This window comes from Amycolatopsis sp. A133, from assembly GCF_031082405.1.
GTDB lineage: Bacteria > Actinomycetota > Actinomycetes > Mycobacteriales > Pseudonocardiaceae > Amycolatopsis.
In genome coordinates, this window is record NZ_JAVHJU010000062.1 from 99,954 (window position 1) to 123,792 (window position 23,839).

Annotated in this window: 24 protein-coding genes; 10 read left to right on the forward strand and 14 right to left on the reverse strand. The window is 71.9% G+C overall.

The features are described 5' to 3' along the window. Window positions 1-134 precede the first annotated feature (134 nt). Complete coding sequence (locus tag Q5425_RS37710; RefSeq protein WP_308677184.1) at window positions 135-1,589, forward strand: aldehyde dehydrogenase; 1,455 nt, start codon at window positions 135-137, stop codon at window positions 1,587-1,589. Beyond that, window positions 1,586-2,980 carry an MDR family MFS transporter gene (locus tag Q5425_RS37715; protein ID WP_308677185.1) on the forward strand — a complete coding sequence of 465 codons (1,395 nt, stop codon included), beginning with the start codon at window positions 1,586-1,588 and terminating at the stop codon, window positions 2,978-2,980. The genes Q5425_RS37710 and Q5425_RS37715 overlap by 4 nt, the downstream gene beginning before the upstream one ends. On the opposite strand, the gene Q5425_RS37720 is transcribed toward Q5425_RS37715, so the two are convergent. After that, window positions 2,938-3,429, reverse strand: coding sequence for a carboxymuconolactone decarboxylase family protein (locus tag Q5425_RS37720; protein WP_308677186.1), 492 nt, complete (start codon window positions 3,427-3,429; stop codon window positions 2,938-2,940). The genes Q5425_RS37715 and Q5425_RS37720 overlap by 43 nt on opposite strands. Before the next feature lie 330 nt (window positions 3,430-3,759). Here Q5425_RS37720 and Q5425_RS37725 point away from each other — a divergent pair, with 330 nt between their 5' ends. Both Q5425_RS37725 and Q5425_RS37730 read left to right on the forward strand, forming a co-directional pair. Beyond that, window positions 3,760-4,329, forward strand: a complete 570-nt coding sequence (locus Q5425_RS37725) for a hypothetical protein (protein WP_308677187.1) — start codon at window positions 3,760-3,762, stop codon at window positions 4,327-4,329. A gap of 37 nt (window positions 4,330-4,366) precedes the next feature. Beyond that, entirely contained in the window at window positions 4,367-4,981 is a 615-nt protein-coding gene (locus Q5425_RS37730; protein ID WP_308677188.1) for a GNAT family N-acetyltransferase, read from the forward strand. 97 nt (window positions 4,982-5,078) lie between these two features. Here Q5425_RS37730 and Q5425_RS37735 read toward each other — a convergent pair whose 3' ends face one another. From Q5425_RS37735 to Q5425_RS37745, 3 genes are all read right to left on the reverse strand, one after another. After that, complete coding sequence (locus tag Q5425_RS37735) at window positions 5,079-7,817, reverse strand: alkaline phosphatase family protein (protein ID WP_308677189.1); 2,739 nt, start codon at window positions 7,815-7,817, stop codon at window positions 5,079-5,081. A gap of 3 nt (window positions 7,818-7,820) precedes the next feature. Beyond that, window positions 7,821-9,152 carry an ABC transporter permease gene (locus tag Q5425_RS37740; protein WP_308677190.1) on the reverse strand — a complete coding sequence of 444 codons (1,332 nt, stop codon included), beginning with the start codon at window positions 9,150-9,152 and terminating at the stop codon, window positions 7,821-7,823. A gap of 85 nt (window positions 9,153-9,237) precedes the next feature. After that, a complete protein-coding gene (locus Q5425_RS37745) occupies window positions 9,238-10,125 on the reverse strand; it encodes an ABC transporter ATP-binding protein (RefSeq protein ID WP_308677275.1) in 888 nt (295 codons plus the stop codon). A gap of 319 nt (window positions 10,126-10,444) precedes the next feature. On the opposite strand from Q5425_RS37745, the gene Q5425_RS37750 reads away from it, so the two are divergent. Further along, window positions 10,445-10,657: a DUF5988 family protein gene (locus Q5425_RS37750; protein ID WP_308677191.1), complete on the forward strand. Its 213-nt coding sequence runs from the start codon at window positions 10,445-10,447 to the stop codon at window positions 10,655-10,657. Window positions 10,658-10,866: 209 nt separating this feature from the next. Here Q5425_RS37750 and Q5425_RS37755 read toward each other — a convergent pair whose 3' ends face one another. The 4 genes from Q5425_RS37755 to Q5425_RS37770 all read right to left on the reverse strand — a co-directional run bounded on the left by Q5425_RS37755 (window position 10,867) and on the right by Q5425_RS37770 (window position 13,625). Then, entirely contained in the window at window positions 10,867-11,358 is a 492-nt protein-coding gene (locus tag Q5425_RS37755) for a hypothetical protein (protein WP_308677192.1), read from the reverse strand. Window positions 11,359-11,513: 155 nt separating this feature from the next. Beyond that, complete coding sequence (locus Q5425_RS37760) at window positions 11,514-12,182, reverse strand: response regulator transcription factor (protein WP_308677193.1); 669 nt, start codon at window positions 12,180-12,182, stop codon at window positions 11,514-11,516. A 112-nt stretch (window positions 12,183-12,294) separates the two neighbouring features. Further along, on the reverse strand, window positions 12,295-12,957 hold the full coding sequence (locus Q5425_RS37765; RefSeq protein WP_308677194.1) for a polysaccharide deacetylase family protein: 663 nt from the start codon (window positions 12,955-12,957) through the stop codon (window positions 12,295-12,297). A gap of 2 nt (window positions 12,958-12,959) precedes the next feature. After that, entirely contained in the window at window positions 12,960-13,625 is a 666-nt protein-coding gene (locus tag Q5425_RS37770; protein ID WP_308677195.1) for a glycoside hydrolase family 11 protein, read from the reverse strand. Between the two features lie 205 nt (window positions 13,626-13,830). Between Q5425_RS37770 and Q5425_RS37775 the strand changes: the two genes are divergently transcribed. Then, window positions 13,831-14,157, forward strand: coding sequence for a hypothetical protein (locus tag Q5425_RS37775; protein ID WP_308677196.1), 327 nt, complete (start codon window positions 13,831-13,833; stop codon window positions 14,155-14,157). 47 nt (window positions 14,158-14,204) lie between these two features. Here Q5425_RS37775 and Q5425_RS37780 read toward each other — a convergent pair whose 3' ends face one another. Both Q5425_RS37780 and Q5425_RS37785 read right to left on the reverse strand, forming a co-directional pair. Continuing rightward, the gene (locus Q5425_RS37780; RefSeq protein WP_308677197.1) at window positions 14,205-16,742 is read right to left on the reverse strand and encodes an ABC transporter permease; all 2,538 of its coding nucleotides are present in this window, start codon (window positions 16,740-16,742) and stop codon (window positions 14,205-14,207) included. Beyond that, window positions 16,736-17,476 carry an ABC transporter ATP-binding protein gene (locus Q5425_RS37785; RefSeq protein ID WP_308677198.1) on the reverse strand — a complete coding sequence of 247 codons (741 nt, stop codon included), beginning with the start codon at window positions 17,474-17,476 and terminating at the stop codon, window positions 16,736-16,738. Before Q5425_RS37785 ends, Q5425_RS37780 begins: the two co-directional genes overlap by 7 nt. Before the next feature lie 132 nt (window positions 17,477-17,608). On the opposite strand from Q5425_RS37785, the gene Q5425_RS37790 reads away from it, so the two are divergent. The 3 genes from Q5425_RS37790 (at window position 17,609) to Q5425_RS37800 (ending at window position 19,718) form a co-directional block, all read left to right on the forward strand. After that, on the forward strand, window positions 17,609-18,808 hold the full coding sequence (locus Q5425_RS37790; protein WP_308677199.1) for a sensor histidine kinase: 1,200 nt from the start codon (window positions 17,609-17,611) through the stop codon (window positions 18,806-18,808). Then, window positions 18,796-19,452 carry a response regulator transcription factor gene (locus Q5425_RS37795; protein WP_308677200.1) on the forward strand — a complete coding sequence of 219 codons (657 nt, stop codon included), beginning with the start codon at window positions 18,796-18,798 and terminating at the stop codon, window positions 19,450-19,452. The genes Q5425_RS37790 and Q5425_RS37795 overlap by 13 nt, the downstream gene beginning before the upstream one ends. Window positions 19,453-19,523: 71 nt before the next feature. Beyond that, a complete protein-coding gene (locus tag Q5425_RS37800; protein WP_308677201.1) occupies window positions 19,524-19,718 on the forward strand; it encodes a hypothetical protein in 195 nt (64 codons plus the stop codon). On the opposite strand, the gene Q5425_RS37805 is transcribed toward Q5425_RS37800, so the two are convergent. After that, window positions 19,715-20,128: a MarR family transcriptional regulator gene (locus Q5425_RS37805; RefSeq protein ID WP_308677202.1), complete on the reverse strand. Its 414-nt coding sequence runs from the start codon at window positions 20,126-20,128 to the stop codon at window positions 19,715-19,717. The two genes, Q5425_RS37800 and Q5425_RS37805, sit on opposite strands and share 4 nt — an antisense overlap. An 82-nt stretch (window positions 20,129-20,210) precedes the next feature. On the opposite strand from Q5425_RS37805, the gene Q5425_RS37810 reads away from it, so the two are divergent. After that, the gene (locus tag Q5425_RS37810; protein ID WP_308677203.1) at window positions 20,211-21,356 is read left to right on the forward strand and encodes an MFS transporter; all 1,146 of its coding nucleotides are present in this window, start codon (window positions 20,211-20,213) and stop codon (window positions 21,354-21,356) included. Between the two features lie 156 nt (window positions 21,357-21,512). Here the strand turns inward: Q5425_RS37810 and Q5425_RS37815 are convergent, their stop codons facing one another. From Q5425_RS37815 to Q5425_RS37825, 3 genes are all read right to left on the reverse strand, one after another. Next, the gene (locus Q5425_RS37815) at window positions 21,513-22,646 is read right to left on the reverse strand and encodes an MFS transporter (protein WP_396135346.1); all 1,134 of its coding nucleotides are present in this window, start codon (window positions 22,644-22,646) and stop codon (window positions 21,513-21,515) included. Window positions 22,647-22,777: 131 nt separating this feature from the next. Beyond that, the gene (locus Q5425_RS37820) at window positions 22,778-23,191 is read right to left on the reverse strand and encodes an HPF/RaiA family ribosome-associated protein (protein WP_308677205.1); all 414 of its coding nucleotides are present in this window, start codon (window positions 23,189-23,191) and stop codon (window positions 22,778-22,780) included. Between the two features lie 58 nt (window positions 23,192-23,249). Then, window positions 23,250-23,825, reverse strand: coding sequence for a TetR/AcrR family transcriptional regulator (locus tag Q5425_RS37825; protein ID WP_308677206.1), 576 nt, complete (start codon window positions 23,823-23,825; stop codon window positions 23,250-23,252). Window positions 23,826-23,839 lie beyond the last annotated feature (14 nt).

The following is a 23,839-nucleotide window of genomic DNA, read 5'->3' on the forward strand; positions in this document are numbered from 1 at the left end:
CCGTACAGGACTAACCGCCACAGCATTGAGACACTCCAGCGCGCTCTTGCCTCTGTGGAGTGACTCACATCTGCGCGCTCTAGTCGGCACAACTGCTACGTTGATGTGGCAGTTAAGACCCCAGGAGGCAGCCAGTGATCACCTACGAAGAACTCTTCATCGGCGGCGAGTGGACCACCCCGAGCAGCACCGAGCTGCTGGACATCCGTTCCCCGCACGACAACGCGGTCATCGGCCGCGCCGCGCAGGCGCTGCCCGCCGACGTCGACCGCGCCGTCGCGGCGGCCCGGAAGGCCTTCGACGAAGGCCCGTGGCCGCACACCTCGCCCGCGGAGCGCATCGCGGTGGTCCGCAAGCTGGCCGGTCTGCGCGAGAAGCGCGCGGAGGAGATCGCCGCGCTCATCTCCGCGGAGAACGGTTCGGCGCTGTGGTTCACGAAGGCGGGTCAGCCCGGGCTGACCCGGCAGGCCAACGCCTACCTGAAGGCGGCCGGGGAGTTCGGCTGGGAGGAGACCCTGGCCCCGTCGGACCCCGCCGCGCCGTTCCGGTCGGTCGTGCGCCGGGAGGCGATCGGCGTGGTCGCCGCGATCATCCCGTGGAACTCGCCGTTCTCCTCGGCGTCCGCCAAGATCATCCCCGCGCTGCTCGCCGGCAACACCGTCGTCCTCAAGGTCTCGCCCGAGAACACGCTGAGCATGAACCTCCTCGCGGAACTGCTCGCCGAGGCCGGCCTGCCCGAGGGCGTCATCAGCGTCCTGCCGGCCGACCGCGAGACCAGCGAGTACCTGGTCAAGCACAGTGGAGTGGACAAGATCGCCTTCACCGGCTCCACCCGCGCCGGGCGCCGCATCGCCTCGCTCGCCGGGGAGCAGCTCAAGCGGGTCAGCCTGGAACTCGGCGGCAAGTCGGCCATGATCATCCTGCCCGACGCCGACCTCGGCGCGGCGATCCAGGGCGTGAAGTTCGGTTCCCTGCTCAACAACGCCGAATCGTGCATCGCGCAGACGCGCATCCTCGCGCCGCGCAGCCGCTACGAAGAAGTCGTCGCGGGCCTCAAGGAGCTGGTCGAGTCCCTGGGTGTCGGCGACCCGGCCGACGACCGGACGTTCATCGGCCCGATGATCCGCCCCGGCCAGCAGCAGCGCGTCCTCGACTACATCCGCCTCGGCGTCGAAGAAGGCGCGCGGCTCGTCACCGGCGGCCCGGAAGTCCCGGCGGGGCTGGAGAAGGGCAACTACGTCACGCCGACGCTGTTCGCCGACGTCGACAACTCGATGCGCATCGCGCAGGAGGAGATCTTCGGCCCGGTCCTGGTCGTCATCGCCTACGACGACGAAGCCGACGCGGTCCGGATCGCCAACGACTCCGAGTACGGCCTGTCCGGCGGGGTGTGGTCGGCCGACCCCGCGCACGCGCTCGCCGTCGCCCGCCGCGTGCGCACCGGCACCATCACGGTCAACGGCGCGCCGATCGGCTTCGACGGCCCGTTCGGCGGCTTCAAGGCCAGCGGCCTCGGGCGCGAGTACGGCACCGTCGGGCTCGGCACCTACACCGAATACAAGACCATCACCGTTCCGGAAGCGAAATGAGCATCGAAGTCCCCCTCGGACCGGCGGTGCGGCCGGCGATGACGGCGCTGGTCCTCGCCGTCCTGCTGGCCGCGCTGGACCAGACCATCGTCGCCACCGCCCTGCCCCGCATCGCCGGTGACCTGGGCGGGTTCCGCGACATCGCCTGGATCACCGCGTCCTACCTGCTCGCCTCGACCGCCGCCACCCCGCTGTGGGGCAAGCTCGGCGACATGCTGGGGCGCAAGCGCCTCTACCTGGTGGCCACGACGGCGTTCCTGGTCGCGTCCGCGCTGTGCGGGCTGGCGCAGGACCTGCCCCAGCTGATCGCCGCCCGCGCCCTGCAGGGCCTGGCCGGCGGCGGGATGATCGTGCTGACCTTCGCGCTCGTCGGCGACATCGCCGAGCCCGCCGAGCGCGGGCGCTACCAGGGCCGGTTCGGCTCGGTGTACGGCGTCGCCGGCATCGCCGGGCCGCTGCTCGGCGGCCTGTTCACCGACCACCTCTCGTGGCGGTGGGCCTTCCTGATCAACGTGCCGGTCGGGCTGGTGGCCCTGGTCCTCGCGGCGCGGGCCCTGCCCGTCACCGTCCGGTCGCCGCAACGCGCGCGCATCGACTACGCCGGCGCGCTGCTGCTCGCCGGCGCGGCCACCGCACTGGTCCTGATCACCTCCTTCGGACCGCGCTGGGGCTGGACGTCACCGGGGACACTGGCGCTCGCGGCCACGGCGCTCGTCCTCATCGGGCTCGTGGTCCCGGTCGAGCGCCGCGCCGCGGCACCGGTGCTCCCGCCGGCGATGTTCGCCTCCCGCACGGTCGTCATCACCGCGCTCGTCGGGTTCATCGCCAACGTCGCGATGTTCAGCGCCCTGATCTACCTGCCCACGTACCTGCAGGTCGTCGACGGCGTCTCGGCGACGCTCTCCGGTGTGCACCTGCTGCCGCTGGTGCTCGGCCTGGTCGTCAGCCAGTCGCTCGCCGGGCGGTGGGTCGCGAACCCGGCCCGCCTGCGGGTCGTCCTCGTGACCGGCATGGCGGTGAACGTCGCCGGGCTGCTCCTGCTGAGCACCCTCGCCCCGGGAACGGCGCAGCTCGCGCTGATCGCCTGTTTCGCCGTCATGGGCATCGGGATCGGCATGGTCCCGATGGTGGCGCTGACGGCGGCGCAGAACGCGGTGGCGCAGTCCGACATCGGGGCCGCCAGCGCGGTGGTCACCTTCGCCCGGTCGATCGGCGCCGCGTTCGGGGTCGCCGTCTTCGGCAGCCTGCTGGGCGAGGACGTGGCCGGGCACATCGGGGGCGCCTTCCTCGCGATCACCCCGGCGGTCGTGCTCGGCACCGTCCTGGCCACCCTGCTCAAGCGTCCCGCTCAGCCGCGTTCGGCGAAGGCGGCGAACATCCCGGGCTCGTAGGAGCCGCCCTTCTGGTGCACGATCACGGCGAGCCGGTTGGCGGCGTTCATCAGCGCGACCAGCGCGACCAACGCGGCGACCTGCTCGTCGTCGTAGTGCTCGCGCACCCGGGCCCACGTCTCGTCGGACACGCCATCGGCGGCGTCGGCGAGGCGGGTGCCCTCCTCGGCCAAGGCGAGCGCGGCCCGCTCGGCCTCGGTGAACACCGTCGACTCCCGCCACGCGGCGACGAGAGCGAGCCGGACCGCCGACTCCCCGGCCGCCGCGGCCTCCTTGGCGTGCATGTCGAGGCACCAGCCGCACCCGTTGATCTGGCTGGCCCGCAGGCTGACCAGCTCCCGGGTGAGCTTCGGCAGCGACGAGGAGTCGATGACCTGCCCGAGGTTGGCGAACCGCTTGCCGAGCCGGGAGCCGGTCTCGGTGCTGAACAGGTCGATGCGGGATTCCATGGCTTCGTCCTCACTGTCTTCGTCGGGTGGAACGACCTCAAGACACCGGCGGGGCGGAGCTTGTGACACCTCAGGCGTCCGGCTCGGCCACCTGGAGCTCGACGCGGTGCAGTTCGGCGGGGTACGCGGCCGGATCGAGGGTGAGCGGCGGCAGGAGGCGCCGGCGGACGCCGGGGTCGTCGAACACCTCGAGCGTGGCCCAGTACCAGGCGCGGGCCGGTCGAGGCCGTTGCGCCTCGCCCCCGCCGGCCCCCTCGATACCGGATGTATCACCGCCGGTCCCTTCCCGCTCGGTGTGTGTAGGTGCTACGAATCGAGGAAGGGACCACCATGAACACCACGTTTTCCGGGGGAAGAAACCGGCTCTTGCGCCGGCTGGGCGGGGTCACCGCCGCCGCCGCGTTGTCCGCCGCGCTGCTGACCGTCACGTCCGGGGTGGCGCACGCCTCCCTGTCGCAGGTGCAGGACGGGTTCGAGGTCAACCCGCAGTCGTCGTGGCTGGTGGCGACCGGCGGTTCCGCTTCGGCCGGGTTCGACATCGGGGCCGGGACCGCCCGCTCCGGCCGGAACAACGGCTGGCTGTTCGCCTCCAACGGCTGGGCGTTCGAGGGCTTCTGGGTGCCCACGAACTCGGTGCCGCGCACCGCCCAGTGCGCTTCGCAGTTCTACATGCAGACGGCCGGCGGGGCGCAGGTCGGCATCGAAATCTGGGACGCCAACGGGCACCTGCTGTCCAGCACCTACCCGTGGCTCAACGGCAGCGGCGCGTACCAGGCGGTCAACACCGCGCGGTGGAACCTCAACGGCGTCAACCCGGTGTTCGTCAAGGCCATCGTGGGGGCGAACGGCTCGTCCCGGTTCGTCCGGCTCGACGACATGACCACCCAGTGCTATTGGTGATCCGGCTACTGGTGATCGGGCTGTACCATCATCGCCGATGAGCTGGGCGGGGTGGAAGGTGCGGTTGCGGGAGGTCCGCCCGGCGGACCACCGCGCCCTGATCGGGTTCGACCGCGACTCCGGCCCCCAGGTCGGCGGCTACCGCCACTGGGCGACCCACCGGGGCGCGGCCGACGGTTCCGGTGACGACTTCCACTTCGCGATCGAAACGCTGCACAACCGGACGCTGGTCGGGTCGATCTGGATCCAGGCCGACCCGGCCTCCGGCCGCTTCAGCTACGGCATCGGGATCGGGCCGCCGTACCGCCGCTGCGGGTACGCCGCCGACGCCGTCACCGTGCTGCTGGCGTTCATGTTCGAGGTGCGGCGCTACCACAAGTGCGAGGTCAGCATCAACGGCAGCAACTTCGCCTCACTGGCGCTGCACGGAGAGCTGGGCTTCCGCGAAGAGGGCCGCCCGCGGGACACGGAACTGCGCCGCGGCGAGATCCGCTACCCGGTGCTGATGGGCATCACGGCGGACCGCTTCGCCGAGCACCAGCCGGCGTTCCTCGCCGCCCGCGGCCCGGTCCGCCCGTGGCGAGGACGGCACTGGCGCACCCCGCGGCGGGGACGGCACTGGCGCCCCGAACACCTCCGGCCCGCCCGCTGAGTTCCCCGCGCGAACGGCACCGGTTCCCCGTCGCGAATGAGTCATCGGAGACCGCTGACGTCCCCAATGACTCATTCGCGACTTCGCCGTCAGGCGGTCAGCCGTCCGATTCCGGGGACGGCAGGGAGGCGCCCGGCACCTGCTCCGGGGTGTACACCTGGTTCTCCCCCGGGTAGGGCAGCCGCCACCCGTGCGTCTGGTACCACGTGAAGTGGTTCATCTGCGCGGGGTTGGCGTAGTCGGCGACGGCGTCGGGGCCGGTCAGGCGCTGGTGCGTCGTCCACTCCTGCCATTGCGCCGCCACCTGCTGCTGGTCCGACGGCACCGCCGACGACGGCACCGGCGCCGCCGGGTCCGGTGGCGCGGGGGTGTCCGCGCCGCAGGACGGCTGGGTCGCCAGGCCCGCCGTCAACGAGGTCCGGTTGGGGACCGCGGTGAACGGCGTGTAGTCCGGCTTCGGCGTGAAGGCCGCGCTCATCGGCGTCGCCGCGCTGTCCTTCTGGTTCATCGGGTGGATCCCGAGGATCTGCTCGATCGTGCGGATCATCGTGATCTGCGAGTAGTAGTGGCTGTCGACGACGCCGCGCTGGGCGTACGGGCTGATGATCTGCACCGGCGCCCGGTGGCCGTCGACGTGGTCCAGGCCGGCCTGCGAGTCGTCCTCGGCGACGAAGATCGCCGAGTCCTTCCAGTACGGGCTGTGCGAGATCTCCTCGACGATCTTGCCGACCGCGAGGTCGTTGTCGGCGACCTGGGCGGCCGCGTTCGGCGGGCCGCCGGTGTGGTCGCTGGACAGCCAGAACATGTTGAGGTTCGCCGGCCCGTGCTTCTCGAAGTCGTCCTTCCAGATCTGGTACCGGTAGACGTCCGGCACCGCGGTGTCGAACTTGGGGAAGCCCGGCACCGAAACGTCGTTCAGCGACGGGATCGGCGAGGACGACACCAGCGGGTAGGCGCTCGGCTCGCCGGTCGCCGCCATGTTCTTGGCGTCGCAGTAGAGGTTCTGCCAGCTCGCCCCGGCCGGTTTGGTCAGGAACTGCTGGAACTCGCCGAAGTCGCGCACCGACTTGCCCGCCGCCTGGGCGCCGGTCCAGAGGAACCCGGAGCTCTGGTGGCCGAGGGCGTCGTCTTCGGTGTCGTAGCTGCGCAGGTACTCCCCCGCCGACGACTCGGTGTACTCGGGGTTGTCGGCCTGCATGAGCCAGTTGTGGCCCTCGGCGGAGTTCGTGCCGATGTCGTAGGTGTTGTCGTACAACCCGAACTGCCGTTCCAGCGCGTGCTGGTTCGGCGTGACGTTCTCGCCGAACTGGGCGACCGACGGGTCGCCGTTGCCGCGGGGCTCGTCGCCGAAGAGCTGGTCGTAGGTCCGGTTCTCCTTGACCAGCAGGAAGACGTGCTTGATCGTCGACGGGTCGCCGAGCCGCTGCGGGACCGGCACCGGCTTGCGGTGACCGTTGCCGTGGGCCACCTGGACCGAGCCGGGCGTCCAGCCGTTCTGCCGGAAGACCTCGGCCGTGTACCCGCGGATCGCGGGATCGGCGGGCAGCCGGAACTTCTGCAGGCTCGACGTAGTGTCGTGGGTGCCGTGCCCGGCCGCCGTGGTCGGGCGGCGGGCGTCGATGCCGCGGGTGTTGGAGACCAGGACGTCCGGGCCGGCCGTGGTGATCGCCGTCGGGAAGTAGTCCGTCGGCAGCAGGCCGACGTAGCTCACCGGCTCCTGCGCCCGGCTGAAGCGGTAGACGGCGACGGCGTTGGCGCGCCCGAGCGTCACCAGCAGGTGCCCGTCGGCGGTGAGGGTGACGCCGTCGGGCTCGTACCCGACCGTCGCCTCCGGCCACGGCTGGGTCGTGATGGTCTGAACCACCTGGTCGCGGCCGGTGTCGATGACCGAGACGGTGTTGCTCGCGGTGTTGGTGACGAACAGCGCGCCGTTCTTGAAGTACACCGCCGTCGGGTGCAGGCCGACGTCGATACTCTTCGGCGCGGCGGCCGGGCTGGCCAGGTCGACGACGCTGACCGTGCCGCTGGTGGTGGCGCCGGTGAACGGGCTGGCCGGCACCTGGGTGTTGTAGGAGTTCAGCGTCGGCTCGCCGGGCCGCGCCGGATGTCCGCCTTCGTTGCTGACGTACAGCTTGTTCCCGACGCGGACCAGGTCACGCGGGGCGTTGCCGACGGCCCAGCTCTGCTTGATCGCGCCGGTCGCCGCGTCGAGGGCGACGACCCGGTTCTGGCCGTTCACCGCGGAGTACACAGTGGACCCGTCGGGCGAGAAGACCGCCTGTGCCACCAACGCGTGCTTCGGGCCGTCCGCCGGGATCTTGACCGGCACCGGGGCCGCGACCGTGCCGTCCGGGTTCACCGTGAACCGCGTGTAGCCGTCGGTCTGGGCCAGCCACAGCGTCTTGCCGTCCGGCGAGTACGACGGGCCTTCCTGGCCGACGTCGTTGCCGGCGATGCGCAGGTTCGCCGTCGCGGAGTTGCCGACGAGCTGCTGCACCCGCCAGCTCTTGAGGTCGACGACGGTGAGCGCGATCCCGCCGTCGGTGGTCAGCGCGGCGAGGTGGCTGCCGTCCGGGCTGACCGAAGACGCCATGATCTTGCCGCCGGGCACGACGAGCCGGTCACCGATCGGGTCGAGGTACTGGTCGGCGGCCACGACCTGGCCGTTTTTGGTGACCTGGCCGACCTGGTCCTCGCCGAACTGCCGCGTCGACGCGGCGCCGACGCCGGCGCCGGTGGCGACCAGCACGAGCGTGACGGACCCGGCCGTCGCGAAGCGGAACCGGTGCCTCGGCCGGCCCTTCCCGGTGCGCCGTCTGTGGCGGGTTACCTGCATCGGTCATCCCTTCGTGGTGGTGAGCAGCTCGACGCCTGCGTCGAACTGCCAGAGCGGGTTGGGCTGGTCCCCGTCGGGGGTCCGCACCTGGAAGTAGCCGTTCACTTCCTTCGGCCCGTCGCCGTCGGCGACGTACCGCCCGTCCGCGGTGAGGTCGAGCTGGTAGATGGCCGACCCGGTGGCGGCGACGCCGGGCAGGTGCCAGGAGACGACGCAGCGCCAGTCGTTGCCGGGCCCTTCGGCCTCGACCAGCCCGTCGCCCTTGGTGCACGCGGCCGTGGCCGCCAGCTGGGCTTCGGTGACGTCGGGGCGGTGCAGCTGCACGGTCTGCAGCCGGTAGAGGTGCGCGAACGCCGTGGCGACCGACTGCTGCACCTTGTCCTGCGTGATCCCGGACCCCGGTGCGGGCGTCACCGCGGCGACGATCCCGGCGGTGGCGGCGAAGAGCCCGGCCAGGGGCAGAACGGTGCGCGCCCGGTGTTCCGCGCCGTCGTGGGCGGCGTTGGTGAAGTCGCGGCGCACGAACAGCCGGTACGCGAGTGCCGTCGCGGCCACCGCCCACGCCAGGCTGACTCCGACGGCGATCAGCAGCGGTCCCAGCTGGGCCGGGTCGGTGAAGAGGCCGTTCCACGCGATGAAGGCGTAACTGGGGAGGGCGAGCCGGACGGCGACGGGCAGCGGCAGCAGCTGGGCCAGCGCCATCGCGAGGGCGACGACGGCGGGCAGCAGCAGCCCCATCGGCGACCGTCCCCAGAGGACGGACCCGAGCAGCCCGATCGCGGCGAGGGCGAGGGTCGGGGCGAGCACGCTCACCCAGGCGAGGAGGACGTTGGTGGCCGCATCGCCGGGAGCGAGGAGGTGGCCGTCGAAGCCGGCGAGGGCCCGGTTCCCCGCGACGAGGAGGCCACCGGCCGTGCTGGAGACGGCCATCCCGGCGACGAGCACGAGGAGAACGGTGAGGCTCGCAAGCGCTTTCGCGGCAAAGATCCGCCGGACGGACCGCACGGCGACCAGCAGGTGCCGCCAGGTCCCGAGCCGGTCTTCGGCCGCGAACACATCCCCGGCGACGACGGAGGTGAGCAGCGGAAGGGCGTAGGTGCCCGCAAAGCCGAGCATGACGAGGGGCCCGGCCCAGCCGGTGACGTTCATCCACCGGCCGAAGAGCGTGTCGACGGGCAGCGAGCTCTGCCCGCTCACGGCGGCCACGAAGACGGCGGGGGCCAGCCAGCAGGCCAGGACGAGGAGCCGGATGCGCCAGGTGGCGAAGAGCTTGACGAGCTCGAAGCGGTAGGCCCGCACGAGGGGAACGGGACGAGTGGGGGCGGTCGTGGTCATCGGGAGGTCTCCTGCTCGGTCAAGGCGAGGGCGCGCGCTTCGGAGCGGCAACCACCGGCCACCAACCCCACGCAAACGAACGCGATCACCGGCCGGCCTCCTGCCCGGTCAGCGTGAGGAACGCCGCCTCGAGCGGCGACACCACGGGCGCGAGTTCGCGCACCGCCACCCCCTCCGCCGCCAGCCGCAGCACCAGTTCGTCGAGGGCGGGCACCTGCGCGTGGACCTCCAGCACCTCGGCGTCCCGCGGGGACTCGGCGAGCCGGACTCCCCGCGTCTCCGCGACCACCCGCCGCGCGGTCGCCGGATCCGAGGTTCGCAGCCGGTAGCCCAGCTCCCCGTTCTCCGCCGACAGCTTCGCGAGCGGGCCCGTGAAGACGACCCGGCCGGTCGCGAGGATCGTCACCTCCGTGCACAGCGCCTCGAGGTCGTCCATCCGGTGGCTCGACAGCACCACCGTGGTACCGCCGGCCGCCAAGCGACTCAGGACGTCGTGGACGTGCTTGTTGCCGGCGGGGTCGAGGCCGTTGGCCGGCTCGTCGAGCACCAGGAGCCGGGGTTCGGTGAGCAGGGCCGCGGCGAGGCCGAGCCGCTGGCGCATGCCGAGGGAAAAGCCGCGCACCCGGTCGTCGGCGACGTCGGCCAGGCCGACCTGCTCGAGGACGTCGCCGGGGTCCGCGGGGTGGCCGCCGAGCGCGGCCAGCGCGGCGAGGTTCTGCCGGGCGGTGAGCGACGGGTAGAGGCCGGGCCCGTCCACGAACCCTGCGACGCCGGCGAGCCCGGCGGGACCACCGAAGATCGCCAGCTCGCCTTCGTCGGCGACGGCCAGGCTCAGCAGCAGGCCGAGCAGCGTCGTCTTGCCGGCGCCGTTCGGGCCGGCGAGGCCGTGGATCTGCCCGGGTGCCACGTCGAAGTCGACGCCGTCGAGCGCGACGACGTCGCCGAAGCACTTGGTGATCCCGCGGGCTCTCACTGCCAAAGGTGCGTCCACGCCGAGAAACTTAGGCACCGCAAGTAAAGGGGGCAGGCGCCCGAAGTGAACGCTCCGCGAACGGCAGCCGACCGGCCGTCGCCGGGCCGGTGAAATGTCCGAGTTAACCGGCAGCTTGCCTTGGGCGCGACGGCAACCCCTGTCCCACCACCCGGAAAACCCATGCCGGAATCACTGTCAACCCCTATTTCCCGGCATTTCGACATAGGAGCCGGAAATCTTGACACGGCAATGAAGCGCCGGGCATCGTCGAGAGACGAAGACCACACTCCCGATTTCCGCGAACCCACGGAGAACGAACATGACGAAGATCAAGGTCACGCTTTCCGGCGGTCCGGCCGAGCTCGTCGAACGGCACCGCGAATGGACGGTCGGCAGCATCGGCGAAGTCGCGAAGGTCAGCTTCGGCGCCGGCTACGAGCACTTTTCCCACGCGGGCGAGTTCACCACGACCGGCAGCGGCGACCAGGTGCCGGTGTTCGCCTGGTGCGGCCGCACGCGCGTCGCGGAGTGATCCACCCGGATCTCCACCGCGGGGTGGTCCCGCTCCACCCGTGCGCCGCACTAGCTTCCTTTCCGGGGGAATCACCAGGAAAGGAACGCCATGAACGAAGTGCTCGGTTTCATGTTACTCCGGTTCGCCGTGATCGGCGGCGGAATTCTGCTGCTGGCCTTGCTGCTCGGTGTGGTCGCGATCGTCGTCAAAAAACTGGGACGGTGACGTCACAGCGTCGAGCACGCGCCGGCCTGGAACTCCGCCATCGGGACGACCGCCGCGGATTCGCCACCGTTGAAGTGGAGGACCTTTCCCGGGGTGAGCCGGGCACGGTCGGCCAAGGTGAATTCGACGGCCTGCGCCGACGACGAACTGTCGTGGGTCCAGCCGAAGAAGGTGTAGGTGGTCTCGGCGCTGAGCGGGGCGAGCGGCGTATCCGTGCCCCAGCCCGCCGCGGGAGATTCCAGGGGCCAGGTGGCGAGACCGGACTCGAGGGGGCGGTCGGCCGTCCACGAACCGGACGGCACCGACCCGGGGGCGATCACTTCGTCGACGACTTCGCCGCGGCCTTCGGAGTGGTAAAGGGTCGCGCCGTCGATGTGGTGCCCGCAGACGAGGATGACCCCGAGCAGGTGCCCGTCGTCGGTCACGGAGATGCCGGCGACGGCATCGTGGGGCACCGTACACGCCGAGGTCCCGGTCAGGACCAAGCCGGCCACGGCCGTACCGGCAACGCCTCGGAACACCCTCCGCGCAAGGGTCGAACGCATGGATCCCCCCGGTTCGGGGCCGCATCCGGACCCCCTGGCCGGATGCTAGAGGCGCGCGACACCCGGCCGCCGCCGTCGTTGCACAGTCGTTGTCCAAACGGGAACTAAGCCGTGAAGCCGCCGCCCAAGCCGTGCTGCACGGCGTAACGCAGTGCCTCGATCCGGTTGCGCACGCCGATCTTGGCGAACGCGTTGTTGATGTGCGTCTTCACCGTCGCCTCGCCGATGACCAGCTCGGCCGCGATCTCGCCGTTGCTCAGCCCGGCGGCGATCAGGCCGAGCACCTCGGCCTCCCGCGCGGTCAGCCCGTCCGGCAGGCGCTCCTTCCGGTCGCCCCGGCCGGACAACGCGCTCGCCACCCGGCCCGAGACGTCGGCCCCGAACGTCAGCTGTCCCGAGACCACGGCCCGCAGCGCGGCACCGATCTCGCCGCGGCCCGCGTCCTTCGTCAGGTACCCGCGGGCCCCGGCGGCCAGTGCGCCGGCGATCGAATCGTCGTCGGCGTAGGTCGTCAGCACCAGGACGGCGACGTCCGGGTGGTCGCGGACGATCCGCCGGGTCGCTTCGACCCCGCTCATGACGGGCATGGTGAGGTCCATCAGCACGGCGTCGAGCCGGTCGAGCCGCCGGACGAGGTCGAGCGCCTGCGCGCCGTCGGCCGCCGAACCGGCCACTTCGACGTCGTCGAGCAGACTGAGCAGCGCGACCAGGCCTTCGCGCACGGCCTGCTGGTCGTCGGCCACGACGACCCGGATCACCCGCGGCTCCCCCATGATCCCCCTCCCGGTACCGGCACGCAGGCTACCACCGCGAGCCCACCGGAGGATCCACTGTGGAGGATGGGGAGGTGGCGCGGCGGGGTGCAACCGCCGCGCCACCACACCGTCAGCCCGGGGCGACCGCCCGCCCGGTCTGCGGCGATATCATCCCCGCGCAGAGCCCGCGCGAAGCGAGCGTCTGGGCGATCCTCGGAATGGCGGAAAGGGTGTTGTTCGGCCATTCGTGCATCAGGATGATCTGGCCGTTCGAGAGCCGGGCGTTGGCCTGGACGATCGCGTCGACGCTCGCGTTGTTCCAGTCTCCCGAGTCGACGTCCCAGATGATCTGCCGCAGGCCGTACTTGGCCTCGACCGACTGGACCGTCGCGTTCGTTTCCCCGTACGGCGGCCGGAACAGCCGGGGCGTGCCGCCGCCCGCGGCCGCGATCGCCTGCTGGGTCCGGGAAATCTCGGAATCCACCTGGGCCTGGCTCTGCTGGGTGAGGTGCGGGTGGGTGTAGCTGTGGTTGCCGACCCACATCCCCGCGCTCACCTGGGCACGGACCTGGGCCGGGTACGCGGCCGCGTACTGGCCCTCGTTGAACATCGTGGCCCGCAACCCGTTCTGCCGCAACGCGTTCAGCAGGGCCGGGGTGTGGGCGTTCGACGGCCCGTCGTCGAAGGTCAGGCCGACGTACCCGTTGCACGCCGCGGCTTGCGCCGGCGTGACGGCGATGGTGCTCGCCACGGCGAGGGCCGCCGTGGCCAGGAGAGTGCTCCACGCGCGCATGGTCAGCCCACCGTGATGTTGGAGTTGCCGCTGCTCTGGTAGCCCTCGGTCGCCAGGATCATGTAGTAGTTGAAGCTGCCGAGCCGCATGCCGTAGCGACTCCAGGCGTCGAAGTGGTTGCCGGTCGTGATGCTGCCGCCGGTCCTCCGCTGCTGCCGTACGCTCCAGTACTGGTCGAACGTCCTGGTCCCCTCGACGGACGGCGCGTTGTAGCGGGTCGTCAGGTAGACGTCGTAGGTGCCGCCGTCGCTGGTCACGGTGCCCTTGTACGTCCCGGTCGGGCGCCAGCTGCCCCAGTTGTCGACGATGTAGTACTCGACGAGCGGGTTGGACGTCCAGCCGTAGAGGGCCAGGTAGCTGTTGCCGGAGGGGTTGAAGCTGCCGGAGTAGTTCACCGTCCGCCGGCTTCCGTTGCTCCAGCCCTTTCCGGCGACGAAGTTGTTGACGTTGCTCCAGTTCGTCCGGTAGTTGCCGCCGGAACCGAGCGTCATGGAGACCGAGCCGCCGCCGGCGGTCCAGAACGAGTAGTAGTACCCGTTGTTGTTCCCGGTCTGGTTGGTCGTGATGACGGTGTCGGCCTTGGCGACCCCGGGGACGAGCGTGGCGGCGAGCGCGAGGGCCGCCCCGGTGACGAAGACCCTGAAACGACCACGGTTCTTGGTGTGCATGCTTCCTCCTCGTCGAGGCTGGCAGGCGAGCCAGGATGGCGAAAGCATGCGATCTACGGCCGTGGTGGGGCAATAACTTTCGGAAAGTTTCGATGTTCCCGCGGCGTGCACTCCCCGTCAACCCCTAGGAATAATAGGGGATTTCCGTTTCCGGGAAAGCGCTAGCGTGGGCGCCGCACTGTTCACCGGACAACGGGGGTTCACCATGAAACGCATTGCGGCGGCGGTCGCGCTCGGGATCGCCGTGACGGCCTTGCCCTTCGCGGCGGGCACGGCCGCGGCGGCGGAATCGGTCACCTGCGGCAACTACGCGACGCAGGGGGCAGCCGGGCCGAACGCGCGTGACTACTACTGGGGCAACTGCGGCGCCGCCGCCACGAAGATCAAGGTCTATTCCCTGACCTACGGCGGCGCTTTCAAGACCCTGGTCGGCGAAAAGTGCGTGCCCGCGGGCGCCGCGGCCCTGCTCGGCCAGACGACGCAGTACCTGGTGTCGTCCTACACGGGCGAGGACACCCACACGGCCTGCTGACCGGCGGGCGGGGGCGGGGTGAGCCGGGCAGGCCCACCCCGCACTTCCTACTCGCGCACGCCGATCGCGTCGATCGGCTTGGCCCGCAACGCCACCGACGTCGCCACCCCGATCGCCACCATGCCGAGCAGGGCGGCGCCGGCGATGATTCCGAAGTAGACGGACAGCGGCCCGGCGGGGACGGGGTTGCCGCGCAGCCCGGCGTTGAGCAGGGCCAGCGGCAGCAACGCCACCAGTGTCCCCGCGACCACCGCGATCCCGACCGTGGCCAGCGCTTCGAGCCGCATCATCCGGGTCACCTGACGGCGGGTCGTGCCCACCAGCCGCAGCAGCGCGAATTCGCGGCTCCGCTGCGCGGTCGTCAGCACCAGCGTGTTGGCCACCGAAATCGCGAGGTAACCGACGATGACGCCCGCCGCGACGAGGTTCAGGTAGAACTGCGCCTGCCGGTCGCCGGCTTCCGGGGCGACGGCGGCCGACGGGGCCACCGCCAGCCCCGGGTACGGCAACGTCCGCAACGCCGCCGACACCGCGTCGGCGTCCGCTCCCGGTTGCCGCCGGATCAGCACCGCGTCGTCCAGCCGGCCGCCGATGTGCTCGCGGGCCAGCGCGACCGGCAGCACGAAGTCACCGAAGGCCAGGTCGTGCGTGTAGGTGGCGACCAGCCGCAGCTTCGCCGGGACGCCGTCGCCGAAGTAGAACGAGACCTCGTCGCCGATCTTCTTGTCCAGCCAGTCCGCTTCCGCGCGGCTCAGCGCCACGGTGTCGCCGGTCAGGTCGGTGAGCCGCCCGGCGTCGATCCCCAGCTCGAGGGCGGCACCGGCCTGCTCGGCCGCCAGGCCCTGCGCGGGCGTCCGCTGGACGTCCAGGCTGTCACCCATCGGCGTCGTGGTGATCACGGACGTGCGGACCACCGGCGTCGCCGCCGCGACCCCCGGCAGCCGGCCGGCCGCCGCGGCCACCTCCGGGGAGACGCCGCCCGCGCCGGTGAGCACGTAGTCGGCGGTCGTCGACTTCGTCGTCTCCTGCTGGGCGGCCGCCGAGGTGGCCGTCGGCCCGTAGAACGTCACGAGCGCGAACGCGACCGCCAGCATCAGCGGGGTCACCGCCGCGGCGACCCGCCGGGCGTTGGCGTGGGCGTTGGCACCCGCCAGGTACCCGCTGATCCGCCAGAACCGCGCCAGCACGGGGGCCAGGTACCGCAGCACCAGCCCGGTCACCTGCGGCCCGACCACGGCCAGCCCGATGACGATCACCAGCGTCGACATCGACGAGGTCGCCGCGGCCAGGTCGCCGCGCAGGAACAGCGGGACGAGGGCGCCACCGAGGCCGGCCAGCACCAGGCCCCAGCCGGTGAGCACGCGGCCCCGGCCGAGCTCGCGCCGCTCCACCGCGGCCTCCCCGAGCGCCTCGACGGGCCGGATCGACGACGGCCGCCGCGACGCCGCCCAGGCGGCCAGCCGGGCCGCGCCCAGCCCGAGCAGGAGCGCGGCCAGCAGCGGGAGCGGGCTGATCGCCAGCCCGAAGTCGGCCGGGATCACGCCGATCGCGGCGAACGCGTCCCGCAGCCCGGACGCGACCGCCAGCCCCAGCACGCTCCCCAGCACCCCGGCGACGAGCGCGATCAGCGTCGTCTCGGTGCCGATGAGCTTGCGGATCTGCCGCGGGGTCGCCGCGACCGCGCGCAGCAGCGCGAACTCGCGGCGGCGCTGGTTGATGGTCAGGGCCAGCGTGCTCGCCACCACGAACACCGCGACGAGCAGCGCGAAGCCGCCGAACGACCCGGCGATCGCCAGCAGCAGCGTCCGCGTCTGGCTGACGTCGAGGAACTCGATGCTGCTGCGCTCGACACCCGTGACCACCTCGGCGCCGCCGGTGACGGCACGCACCCGGTCGGCGAGGGTCTCCGGCGCCACCCCGGGGTCGGCGAGGACGCCGATCGCGTGCGCCTGGCCGGGCCGTCCGGTCAGGTCCGCGGCCCGGCCCGGGGTGAAGAACATCGCCGACTGGCGTGACGGGCCGTCGACGACACCGCTCACCTTGAACGTCATCGGCACCGACCGGGTCGCGATCCGCACCTGGCCGCCGACGCCGACGTCGGCCCGGCGCGCCAGCTCGGCGTCGAGCACGACCTCGTCGGCGGCCGCGGGCGCGTCGCCGCCGCGGAGGGTGAACGGCGCCAGCACGGCCGCGTCCCAGTTGTGGCCGAGGGACTCCGGCCCGTCGACCACCTGCCCGTCGCGAGTGACGACCCGCGCCGGGAAGCTCTGCTCCGCCACGGCCGCGCGCACCCCGGGCACCGAAGCGATCCGCCCGGCCAGCGCCGCCGGGACCGTGGGCTGCTCGCCGACCTGCTCGGCGGACAGGGCGTCGGCACCGGGCGGCCGCACGGTCTGGGCGCCGCCGACGACGACGGCCGCGGCGGCGTACCGCTGGGTTGGGACGCCGGCGCGCAGGCCGGACTCCATGAGGATCCCGCAGGCGGCCACGAGGGCGGTACCGCACAGGATCGCGATGAAGGCGCCGGCGAACCCGCCGAGCCTGCTCCGGATCGTCTGCCAGGCGATGGCCAGCACGGTCACCACTCCCCGAGGTGCGTCATCCGCTCCGCCACCCGCTCGGGGGTGGGGTGCGGGAGGTGGCCGGCCAGCTTGCCGTCGGCCAGGAAGAGCACGCCGTGCGCGGCGGAGGCCGCGACCGGGTCGTGGGTGACCATCAGCACGGTCTGTCCCATCCCCTCGACGATCGCGCGGAGCAGGTCCAGCACCTGCCGCCCGGTGTGGGTGTCGAGGGCGCCGGTCGGCTCGTCGGCCAGCACCACCTCGGGCCGGGTGACGAGCGCCCGCGCGATCGCGACGCGCTGCTGCTGCCCGCCGGACAGCTCCGCCGGGCGGTGCTCCAGCCGGTTCGCGATCCCCACGCCGTCGACGACCTCCCGCAGCCACTGCGGGTCCGCCTTGCGCCCGGCCAGCCGCAGCGGCAGCGTGATGTTCTGCAGCACGTTCAGCGACGGCAGCAGGTTGTAGGCCTGGAAGACGAACCCGATCCGGGTGCGCCGCAGCTCGGTCAGCTCGCGTTCCTTCAGCTTGCCGATCTCGGTGCCGCCGAGCAGCACCTGCCCCGACGTCGGCCGGTCGAGACCGGCGGCGCAGTGCAGGAAGGTGCTCTTGCCGGAGCCGGACGGCCCCATCACGGCGGTGAACGTCCCCCGCGCCACCCCCGCCGACACCCCGTCCAGCGCGGTGACCGCGCCGTCGCCGGAGCCGTACACCTTCCGCACCCCGGTCAGCTCCAGCGCGTACGCGCTCGCTGTGGTCATCTCTGTCCCCTTAAGACTGGTCTTGCGTCTCAAGGAAAACTAGGTCGCGCGCCCGGCGACTTCGATCCCGTGGAGGGGTGGATCGGGGGTAGCGCCAGCACCACCACGGTGGTGGGGTGGGACACTGGCGGGGTGACCACCCGCCTGCGCGAGTGCTGGTCGGCGGTTCGCTACCTGGTGATCGGCGCCGGCACGTCGATGCTGTCGCTGTTCGCCCTCGCCGGGCTGTTCGCCGTCCTGCTGCTGTGCCCCTTCGGCGTCGGGATCCCGTCGCTGGCCCCGGCGATCCGGCTGTCGCGGTGGCCGGTGGGCGTCGACCGCCGCCGCGCCGCGCGCGCACTCGGCGAGCCGATCCCCGAGCCCTACCGCGACGGCTCCCCGCTGAAGGACCCGGCGACCCGCCGCGACCTCGCGTGGCTCGCGATCCACGCCGCGACCGGGACGATCATCGGCGCGCTGGCGTTCGGCCTGCCGCTCGGGGCGGTCCAGCAGGTCGTGACGACCTTCGCGTGGCCGTTGGTCCCCGGCGGGATCGAAGGCTCGTTCGGGATCGTGGTCGACTCCTGGCCGCAGGCCGCGCTGAACCTGCTCGTGGCCGCCGCCATGGTCGCGGCGACCCTGCAGCTGCCGCGCGTCGCCCGGTGGCAGGCCCGCACCGCGCAGCGGCTGCTCCGGCCCGCCGCCGGCGTCGTGCTGGCGGACCGGGTCGCCGAGCTGACCGCGACCCGGGCGGCGGCGCTGGAGGCCCACGGCGCCGAGCTGCGCCGCATCGAGCGTGACCTGCACGACGGCACGCAGGCGCGGATCGCGGCGGTCGTGCTGCAGCTGGGCGTCGCCGGCCAGCTGTACGACCGCGACCCGGCGGCCGCGCGCGACCTGCTGGTCAAGGCGCAGGACACCGCGACCGACGCGCTGGCCGAGCTGCGCACGGTCGTCCGCAGCATCTACCCGCCGCTGCTGAGCGAACGCGGGCTGGCCGGAGCCGTGCGCGCGCTCGCCGAGCGCTGCCCGGTGCCGGCCGCCGTCGACGTCCGGTACGAGACCGGCCGCCCGGCCGCGGTCGAGGCCGCCGCGTACTTCGTCGTCGCCGAGGTGCTGACCAACGTCACCAAGCACGCCGAGGCGTCCCGGGTGGACATCACGCTCGGCGGCACCGCGGGCCTGCTGTGCCTGGAGATCCGCGACGACGGCCGCGGCGGGGCCGACGAATCCCGCGGCAGCGGGCTGGCCGGCATCCGCCGCCGCGCCGAAGCCTTCGACGGAACCCTCACCCTGACCAGCCCACCCGGTGGGCCGACCGTGCTGCGAGTGGAGCTGCCATGCGGGTCGTGATCGCCGAGGACGACGCTTTGCTGCGCGAAGGCCTCTCCCTGCTGCTGAAAACGGCGGGCATCGAGGTGGCCGCCGCGGTCGACAACGCCGAGGACTTCCTCGCCTTCATCGAGGGCGAACGCCCCGACGCCGTCGTGATGGACGTGCGCATGCCGCCGACCCATCGCGACGAGGGCCTGCGCGCCGCCGTGCGCGCCCGCGAGATCCACCCGGCCCTGCCGGTGCTGGTGCTGTCCGCGCACGTGGAGACCAGCTACGCGGTCGAGCTGCTCGCCGACGGCGTCGGCGGGGTCGGCTACCTGCTCAAGGAGCGCGTCGGCAAGGTCGAACGCTTCCTCGACGCGCTCCAGCGGGTCGCGAAGGGCGGCACGGCGATGGATCCCGAGGTGATCGGCCAGCTGATGGCCCGCCGCCGCACGGCGGACCCGCTGGCCGCACTGACCGCCCGGGAGCGCGAAGTGCTGGGCCTGATGGCCGAGGGCTACAACAACAGCACGATCGCCGAGCTCCTGGTCGTCAGCGACGGCGCGGTGCTCAAGCACATCAGGAACATCTTCGCGAAGCTCAGTCTGCCGTCCGACGAAGGCGCCGGGCACCGGCGGGTGCTGGCGGTGCTGGCCTACCTCGGCCGGGACGCGGGGTAGCGCGGGCGCTACCCCGGATCCGGGTGCGGACGGCATTTCCGCCGGCTCGCTGGTTCTTTAACGTTTGCGGCATGAACAACAACAACGTTTCCACGCGTCCTTCGAGCCCGGTTCTCCTGTGGCTGGTGCTGGTGGTCAGCTCCGCGGTCAACGCGGCAGGTCCCTTGGTGGGCTTCGGTTTGCCGGTGCGGATGGTCGCCGGTGGCATCGCGATCGGGGCGATCGCGCTGCTGGTCGTCCACTACGTCCGGCGGCGCCGGGCCTAGCCCTCGGAAGCCAAGGCGCGCAACAGATCCCGCAACGCCTCCTGCTGATCGGCGCGCAGCGGGCCCAGCGGTGAGCTGTCGCCGAGAAGCTTCAGGGCTTCGCCTCGGCGGCGTTCGCCTTCGGTGGTGAGGACGATCTGCTTGGCGCGCCGGTCCGTGGGGTGCGGGTGGCGGTTGAGCAGCCCGCGTTCCTCGAGGCGGTCCAGGATGAACGTCGCGTTCGAGGCTTCGCACACCATGCGTGCCGCCAGTTCGCGGGCGGTGATCGGCTCCGACAGCTCGCGCAGCGCCACGACCTGGCTCGGGGTGAGTCCCATGGCGTCCGCGACCTTGCGGACGTGGCCGTCGAGGGTGCGCGCGAGTCCGTGGACCAGCTTGCACACGTCGCGGTCGATCTCCTCGCTCGGCATCCCCCGGACTCTAGACCCCATGGTTCGAACTGTGATAGTTCTAGCTCGAATCATTCTAACTCGAACCAACTGGGGAGTTCGTGTGGCCGTCGTTTCCCTCATGCTCGTCGTGTTCAGCCTCACGACCGGCGAATTCGTGGTGTCGGGCATCCTCCCGGACGTCGCCGGCGGGCTGGCGATCCCGCTTTCGGCAGCCGGGCTGCTGACGACCGCCTACGCGATCGGCATGATCGCCGGCGGCCCGGTCGTCACGCTCCTGACGGCGCGGGTCTCCCGGAAACCTCTGGTCATCGGGCTGGTCACCGCGGCGGTGCTGGCGAACGCGGCCTCCGCCATTGCCCCGAGTTATCCGCTGCTGCTGGTTTCGCGGGTGCTGGCCGGCCTGGTGGTGGCCACTTTCTTCGCCGTCGCGATCGCCACCGCGGCAGCGGAAGCCCGCCCGGGCAAGCAGGGTTCCGCCGTGGCGAAGGTGGCGCTGGGCCTGAACCTCGGCATCGTCCTCGGCGCACCACTGGGCACGTACGTCGGGCAGCACCTCGGCTGGCGGGCGACGTTCTGGTCGGTCTCGGCCGCGGCGGCGCTGGCGCTGCTGGCGGTGCTGCGGTTCGTGCCGGACCGCCCGTCGCCGACGACCGGCCGGGTGACCGGCGAGCTGCGCGTCTTCACCGACCGCCGGGTCCAGCTGGCGATCGCCCTGACCGCGGCGGGCAACGTGGGCGTCCTGACGGTCTTCACGTACCTGGCACCGCTCCTGACGGAGGTCGGCGGCTTCCCGGCGAGCGCCGTCCCGGTGCTGCTCCTCGGCTACGGCGCCGGCGCGGTCCTCGGCAACGCCGTCGGCGGCCGGCTGGCGGACCGGGCGCTGCTGCCGTCACTGGCCGGGCTGTTGGCCGGGCTGGCGGGCGTGCTCGCGCTGGCCTGGCTGGGCGCGGGCAACCCGGTCGCCACGGCGGTGTCGACGGTGCTGCTGGGCGCGCTGGCCTTCGCGATCGTGCCGGGGATGCAGACCCGCGTGATCACGGCGGCGGGCGCGGCACCGACATTGGCGGTGGCGGTCAACGCATCGGGCTACCAGCTGGCCGCGGCATTGGCCGGTTGGCTGGGCGGCGGCGTCATCGAGACCACCGGAAGCCCGCGGCCGATCTATCCGGTGGCCGCCGCCCTGACGCTGGGCGGATTGGGGATCGCGCTGTACTCGTTGCGGCAGGATCGCCGGGCACGGGTTTGAACGCCGGGGGCGGCATCGCGCGAGGCCGCGGGCCTGGCTTCAGAGGAACCTTGCCGCGAGGCCCAGCCGCAGCGCGAGCTCACCACAGTCGCCCTCGGGCGCCGGAAGGGGGCGCCGACGAGCACCGGACCCGCCGTCGCCCCCCTCCTCACTCCGTCACACCCGCCGCGGCGACACCCCGGGCGCCCGCGTCAACTGCCTCCGCAGCACCAACGCCACCACCAGGGCGGCCGCGACCACCCCAGCAGCGACCCAAAACGGGCTCACCACCCCCAGCAACGCCCCGGCGACCACCGGACCGGCCGTGGCGCCACCGTTGAGGGCCGCCGTCGCGGACGCGCCCGCCATCGTCGGTGCGCCCGTTGCCAAGTGCAGGATTCGCGTGATCACCGTGCTGCCCACCGCGAACGACAAGGCGCCCTGGACGAACGCGAGGCCGAGGAGCGCCGCGGGGATGTGCGCCGCCAGCGCCGCCGCGATCCAGCCCGCGAGCAGCAGCGGGCCACCGATCGCGACGATCCGGCCGGGCCACCGGTCCGCAAACCGCCCCGCTGCCGTGACTCCCGCGAAGCAGCCCACACCGAAAGCCCCGAGCACCACCGGCACCGGGGCGACGCCGGCGGCCAGCGGGGCCAGGTACGTGAAGACCCCGAACGTGGCGGCGTTGACGAGCGCGGCGAGCACCAGCACGCCGGTCAGCGGACGCAGCTCGGCCAGCTCCGCACGCAGGCCCTCCACCTTCGCGCCCGCTGGGGTGTCGGGGATCCGCCACACGCCGGCGAAGGCGGGCAGGCACAGCAGGGCGACCACCCAGAACGCCGACCGCCAGCCGAACGCGGCGTCGAGGAGCGCCCCGCCCGGCACCCCGGCGATGCACGCCACGGTCGTGCCGCCCAGCAGGACGGCGAGCGCGCGGCCGGGTCGAGCCAGCCCGGTGGCGGCGGACAGGGCGACGGCGAGGAACCCCGCGTTCGCCACGGCCGCCAGCACCCGCGTCCCGAGCAGGACGGCGAACGACGTCGTCAGTCCGCCGATGACGTGCGTGGCGGCGAAGAGCGCCAGAAAGCACAACAGTGCGGTCCGGCGCCGCCACGACCGCGCGAGCGCGGCCATCAGCGGCGCACCGGCGACCATGCCGAGCGCGAAGGCCGACGTCAGGTAGCCCGCCTGCGCCAGGGAGACCCCGAGCGCGGCGGCGATGCCGGGCACCAGCCCGGCCAGCATGAATTCGGACGTACCCATGGCGAACACGGCCAGGGCGAGGAAGTGCAGGGGCACACGAAACTCCAGGGAGCACGAGATCGATGGACGATTTCGTGGTCACCCGGGAACCCGGACGCCGGGGAAGAGGGGGCTACCGGGCTGCCGGGAAGACCGGCAGCCCGGTCCTGGACGCTTCGGGGCTCGACATGAAACAGAGGTTAGCCGACACCCGGCGTGGTGTCCGGGGACTTCCCGTCGTCCTCGAGCACCCCGACCTGATCCGGGTCTTCCGGAGCGGGCATGTGCCGGATGCTGTCACTGCCCTTGTGGTCGTAGGCGCGGTTGTACCGGGAATCCAGAACTCGCACCAATTTGTGCTTCGCCCCGGCGAAGGCGTCGTCCACAGTGGTCGCGTGGTGGGTGACCGCCACCGGCTGCTTGCCACTCGGCCGCGCCTCGATCACACACTTCTTGTCCGTCGGCTTGCTGCCGCCGTCCTCGCTGAAGTGCACCTCGACCCCGGTCAACCACGCGCCGAACCGGAACAGGCCCTCCTCCAGGTCGGTGGTCACGTAGGTGGCCAGTCGTTCGCCACCGTGGATGTTGTGGTCGGTGTTGACCTGGATCTGCACGAGCACCCTCCAAAGCGGGACAGCGTTGATTTCGGTCAGTACCACGGAAGCGGCGAAGTCAAACGGGCTCAGGACGGAGGCTGCGCAGCATCAGGTCGGCGAAGTGCGTCCCCACCTGCTCCCCCGAGAGCTCGCCGTCGGCGTGATACCACATGCCGAGCCGGTGGATGGCGCCGAAGTGGTAGTTGATGACCAGGTCGGCCGGGACGTCGGCGCGGAAGAGCCCGCTCCGCTGGCCTTCGGCGACCAGGTCGCGCACCCGCTCGTGGTAGGTGCGCCGCTCGGCCCGCACCTGGACCTGCTTGGACTTTTCCAGCAGCGGGAACGACTGGAAGAACACGGTCGCCGCGTCGAGGTCGGCGATGCTGGTGACGACGACGTCGGCGACGATCGCGTGCAGCCGCTCCGGCAGCGGCAGGTCCGACTCGGCGATCGTCACCATCCGCCGCGTCTGCATCCGCAGCATCGCGGCGTAGATCTCGAAGAGCAGGTCGTCTTTGGACTCGAAGTAGTGGTAGAGGCCGCCCTTGGTGACCCCGGCCGCCTCGACGATCTCCCGGACCGTCGTCGCCTCGAACCCCTTCTCGGCGAACAGCCGCACCGCCGCCCGCACGACCTTTTCCCTGACCGTCATATCGCCACCCTATG

Coding starts and splice junctions, on each gene's coding strand:
- Q5425_RS37720 (WP_308677186.1), bottom strand. CDS start 3,429: ATGGAATCCCGCATCGACCTGTTCAGCACCGAGACCGGCTCCCGGCTC.
- Q5425_RS37825 (WP_308677206.1), bottom strand. CDS start 23,825: ATGACGGTCAGGGAAAAGGTCGTGCGGGCGGCGGTGCGGCTGTTCGCC.
- Q5425_RS37735 (WP_308677189.1), bottom strand. CDS start 7,817: ATGCAGGTAACCCGCCACAGACGGCGCACCGGGAAGGGCCGGCCGAGG.
- Q5425_RS37785 (WP_308677198.1), bottom strand. CDS start 17,476: ATGACCACAGCGAGCGCGTACGCGCTGGAGCTGACCGGGGTGCGGAAG.
- Q5425_RS37715 (WP_308677185.1), top strand. CDS start 1,586: ATGAGCATCGAAGTCCCCCTCGGACCGGCGGTGCGGCCGGCGATGACG.
- Q5425_RS37770 (WP_308677195.1), bottom strand. CDS start 13,625: ATGCACACCAAGAACCGTGGTCGTTTCAGGGTCTTCGTCACCGGGGCG.
- Q5425_RS37740 (WP_308677190.1), bottom strand. CDS start 9,152: ATGACCACGACCGCCCCCACTCGTCCCGTTCCCCTCGTGCGGGCCTAC.
- Q5425_RS37775 (WP_308677196.1), top strand. CDS start 13,831: ATGAAACGCATTGCGGCGGCGGTCGCGCTCGGGATCGCCGTGACGGCC.
- Q5425_RS37805 (WP_308677202.1), bottom strand. CDS start 20,128: ATGCCGAGCGAGGAGATCGACCGCGACGTGTGCAAGCTGGTCCACGGA.
- Q5425_RS37750 (WP_308677191.1), top strand. CDS start 10,445: ATGACGAAGATCAAGGTCACGCTTTCCGGCGGTCCGGCCGAGCTCGTC.
- Q5425_RS37765 (WP_308677194.1), bottom strand. CDS start 12,957: ATGCGCGCGTGGAGCACTCTCCTGGCCACGGCGGCCCTCGCCGTGGCG.
- Q5425_RS37725 (WP_308677187.1), top strand. CDS start 3,760: ATGAACACCACGTTTTCCGGGGGAAGAAACCGGCTCTTGCGCCGGCTG.
- Q5425_RS37800 (WP_308677201.1), top strand. CDS start 19,524: ATGAACAACAACAACGTTTCCACGCGTCCTTCGAGCCCGGTTCTCCTG.
- Q5425_RS37760 (WP_308677193.1), bottom strand. CDS start 12,182: ATGGGGGAGCCGCGGGTGATCCGGGTCGTCGTGGCCGACGACCAGCAG.
- Q5425_RS37730 (WP_308677188.1), top strand. CDS start 4,367: ATGAGCTGGGCGGGGTGGAAGGTGCGGTTGCGGGAGGTCCGCCCGGCG.
- Q5425_RS37795 (WP_308677200.1), top strand. CDS start 18,796: ATGCGGGTCGTGATCGCCGAGGACGACGCTTTGCTGCGCGAAGGCCTC.